At 29.3% G+C, this 3,822-nt stretch carries 5 protein-coding genes; all 5 read left to right on the forward strand.

What is annotated here, in order from left to right; genetic code table 11:
- Nucleotides 1–665: peptidylprolyl isomerase (locus RQ893_RS08450; protein ID WP_311482577.1), on the forward strand; the 665-nt coding region annotated here is incomplete at its 5' end.
- Between the two features lie 9 nt (nucleotides 666–674).
- On the forward strand, nucleotides 675–2,063 hold the full coding sequence (locus RQ893_RS08455) for a hypothetical protein (protein ID WP_311482578.1): 1,389 nt from the start codon (nucleotides 675–677) through the stop codon (nucleotides 2,061–2,063).
- Nucleotides 2,060–2,404: a DUF1292 domain-containing protein gene (locus RQ893_RS08460; protein WP_311482579.1), complete on the forward strand. Its 345-nt coding sequence runs from the start codon at nucleotides 2,060–2,062 to the stop codon at nucleotides 2,402–2,404. The genes RQ893_RS08455 and RQ893_RS08460 overlap by 4 nt, the downstream gene beginning before the upstream one ends.
- A 2-nt stretch (nucleotides 2,405–2,406) precedes the next feature.
- On the forward strand, nucleotides 2,407–3,360 hold the full coding sequence (locus tag RQ893_RS08465; RefSeq protein WP_311482580.1) for a TIGR01212 family radical SAM protein: 954 nt from the start codon (nucleotides 2,407–2,409) through the stop codon (nucleotides 3,358–3,360).
- Entirely contained in the window at nucleotides 3,357–3,785 is a 429-nt protein-coding gene (locus RQ893_RS08470) for a hypothetical protein (protein WP_311482581.1), read from the forward strand. Before RQ893_RS08465 ends, RQ893_RS08470 begins: the two co-directional genes overlap by 4 nt.
- Nucleotides 3,786–3,822: the final 37 nt, after the last annotated feature.

The raw sequence follows: 3,822 nt of genomic DNA on the forward strand, positions 1-3,822 counted from the left end.
TAGAAGGTGGGGCAAGGTTTCAAAATGAAGAAGGAATAAAGGTATTGACTGATGAAATGGTTAATCAAGAGATAATCCTTCAAGATGCCTATAAAAACAAAGTAGATGAAGATGAAGAATTTCAAAATGAACTAAATTTGGTTAAGGATAATATGCTTAAAAATTATGCTATGCATAAAATTTTCGAAAATATTAATCCTACTGAAGATGATTTGAAAAGATATTATGAAGAGAATAAGGAATTGATTGTTCCAAATAAAACCTACGCAGCTAGCCACATTCTTGTGGACAATGAAGATAAAGCAAATGATATCTACAAGGAAATACAAGATGGATTAGACTTTAAGGAAGCTGCTAGAAAATATTCTAAAGATCCTTCTGCTGCAAGCGGCGGATCCTTAGGCACATTTCCAAAAGGTGTAATGGTAAAAGAATTTCAGGATGGACTTGATAGTCTGAAGGTTGGAGAAATATCAAAACCTGTGAAATCCCAATTTGGATATCATTTAATTAAATTAGATGATGTAAATAACGAAAAAGAGAAAGATTTTGAAGAAGTAAGAGATCAAGTTTACCAAACATATCTTATGGTAAAAAGGCAAGAAAAGTATTTGGAAAAATTAAAAGAAATCTCGAAGGATGTAGAGGTTAAAAAATATTATTAGGTAGACCATATGGCAAGTGATAGTGGAAATTCAAATCTTAAAAAATATATAGAATATTTAAAGTCAAGATTTAACGACAGTGAATTTATACCTACTATAGTTGACACAACTTTACGAACAGCCAATGAGAATGCTTGTAGGATAATAAATTTAGATAAATCATATTATATACAAAAGGGTGAAAGCCCATTGGCTATTTTTCATTTGAATATTGATAGTCTAACTGATGTAGAATTTAATTTTTCAGAAACTGATGATGGGGAAACTATAGTAAGTGAGGTTATTAATAATTTAATTGTCTCTGCTATTGTTATAAATTACCTACTTATAAACTCTGAGGCTTCTTTTGATATCTTACTAACTTATAGTAATATTCAATCACAATTAGAAGATTATAGTGAAATATCAGATATAATAAGGACTAATAATATTGTTAATCTAAATTTAAGGCAGGCAGATGCTTTAGCTGATGAATTTTCTAGTCTGCTACTGTCACTAATAACTGTTCCAATAAATAGGGTTAAGCCAGAATTTGCCTATAAAACATATAAATTATCTTTAGCCAGTCTTATGGGTGGCCATGCTGGTGATAATGTTAATAAATTAAGAAAAAATTCTATCAAGATGATTATAGGATTTTTTAGAAAACTTAAATCGAAAGTTGACTTGGAAATGATATCTATTTCTGGTGGTGATAGGTACGATACTATACCTTCTTTTGCTGACATAGAGTTTATTGTAAATGCAGATTTTGAAAATGAGCTTATAAATGCATTTGAAATTTATAAGAACGAAGTAATAGAAAAAAATCTTCGTTATGAACCTGATATGAAGTTAACGTGTGAAGAGATTGATAATAAAAATATCGATCCTATTTCCATTGAATCTTTTAATCACTTGGCATCGTTTGTAGAGCTTTGTCCATCCGGTACTTTTGCTGTAAACAGCCTTGATAATCAAGTTATTTCCTCATCTAATCTCGCAACAACAAGAACTTTAAAACAATCTATTAATATGATTTTAGTTTTTAGATCCCTAACCCAAGAAGGTATGAGACAGATGCTTGAAAAAAGCAATATTGCAGCTAAGATTGCTAAATCTTATCTAGATGAAAAACTATTGATACCTAGTTTTAAAAATTCAGATAAAAGTTTGACTAATGTTTTCCAAAAATCTTACAAGGACCTTTATAATGAGGATTTAGATGTTATTAAGAGCCAATATTCTTTAGATTCTAGTATTGTTTTCAAAAATCAAAATGTGAAGATGGTATCATTAGGGGTAAAATATAAACAGGATAATCAAAAATATTATATTCATATTGATGACATTTTAAGAGTGATAAATTTATTAGAAAATGTATTGGATAAACTAAAAGAAAACAAGGAGAAATTATGACAGAAGTGTATGATATTCATGGTCACGAAGTAACCTTTAATAAAAATAAAGGTAAAGCGGTGATTGAGATTCAATTAGATGAGACAGCAGAAGAGTGCATTTTAATAGATATATTCAGTATTGATGATAAAGAATATATAGCTCTATTATCTGGAGAAACTTCTGAAATTTATCTATTTAGGTATACAGATATCTATGGTGATGAAAATATTGATTTAACAATGATTGATGATGAAGATGAATTAGACGAAGTATTTCATATTTTTAGTCACTATTGGACTGATGAAAAAATCGATGATTTAATTGATGAATATAACAATGAGGCTAGTGCAGAAGAGTAATAATGACTGACAGGATATATTATAAGGTCAGTGATTATTATAAAGATATCTACAAGGAAAAAGTATATAAATTACCAGTGAAGTTAAGGTTAACTTGCCCAAATAGGGATGGCGCTTGTGGATATGGAGGGTGTGTTTATTGCTCTGAAACTGGCGGATCTTTTGAAAATTTGCCTTCAAGTTTATCAGTTGATGCTCAGCTTGATAAAAATAGTGAATATATAGCAAGAAAATATAAAGCAAAAAAATTTATTGCTTATTTTCAAAATTTTTCAAATACATATATGAATTTGAATGATTTTAAAGTTATTATATGTGCTTGTGATAAAAATTATATTGTAGGTGTTGCTATTGCTACAAGAAGTGATTGCATAAGCGAAGATAAGTTAATTTTCTTGCAAGAATGGCATAAAAAAACTGGTAAAGATATAACTATAGAGTTGGGCTTACAGACTGCAAATTATAAAACTCTTAAAATTTTAAATAGGGGTGAAAGCCTAGCAGATTTTATTAGAGCATGTAATCTTATCAATAAATATGGTTTTAGAATTTCTACCCATGTAATTTTGGCTTTACCTTGGGACGATATTAATGATACAATAGAGACAGCAAGAATATTAAATTCACTGAATGTCAAGGAAGTAAAGATCCATTCTTTATTTGTCGCAAAGGGTAGTAAGCTTGCTAAACTATATCAAGATGGGCTAGTGAATTTAAAAACTAAGGAAGAATATCAAAAAAACGTAATTGAATTTTTGAGATATTTAGATCCTGAATGTGCAGTAGCAAGGCTTGTAGGAAGAGCTCCTAAAGAAGATACATTATTTTGTAATTGGGATAGGTCTTGGTGGCTTATCAGAGACGAGATAATTTCTTTTATGGAAGAAAATTCTATAAGACAAGGAGATAAAAGTAAACAAATAATTTATGAAAAAATAAAGGGGGATAAATTATGATTTATTTAGTAGTTGGTGAACAAGGAACAGGCAAAACAAAATATCTTGTTGAGCAAGCTAATCACGAGAAGGGAATAGGTAATTCTAATATAGTATTTGTAGATACTGATGATAGTCAAGTTAGAATTCTTGACCACAAGATTAGATTGATAAATGCAAAATCATATAAGATTAGAAATACTGAATCTCTTATAGGTTTTGTATCAGGTATACTTGCTCGTGACTATGACATAGGAAAGATTTATATTGATGGAATCTATGATATAGTAGATGTCAATGAGGAAAATATCAAAGATCTAATTGAAAGATTAGATGCCCTTTCAGAATATTCTAAATCTGATATTTACCTAGGATTAGATTGGAAAAAAGAAGACGTTCCTCAAGTAGGTCAAGCAGAATTAATTGAACTTAAATTAGAGGATTAATTTAAACCGTCTCTTTGAGACGGTTTTTTATTATGAT

The sequence above is a fragment of the uncultured Anaerococcus sp. genome (assembly GCF_963510915.1).
In the GTDB taxonomy this organism is placed as follows: domain Bacteria; phylum Bacillota; class Clostridia; order Tissierellales; family Peptoniphilaceae; genus Anaerococcus.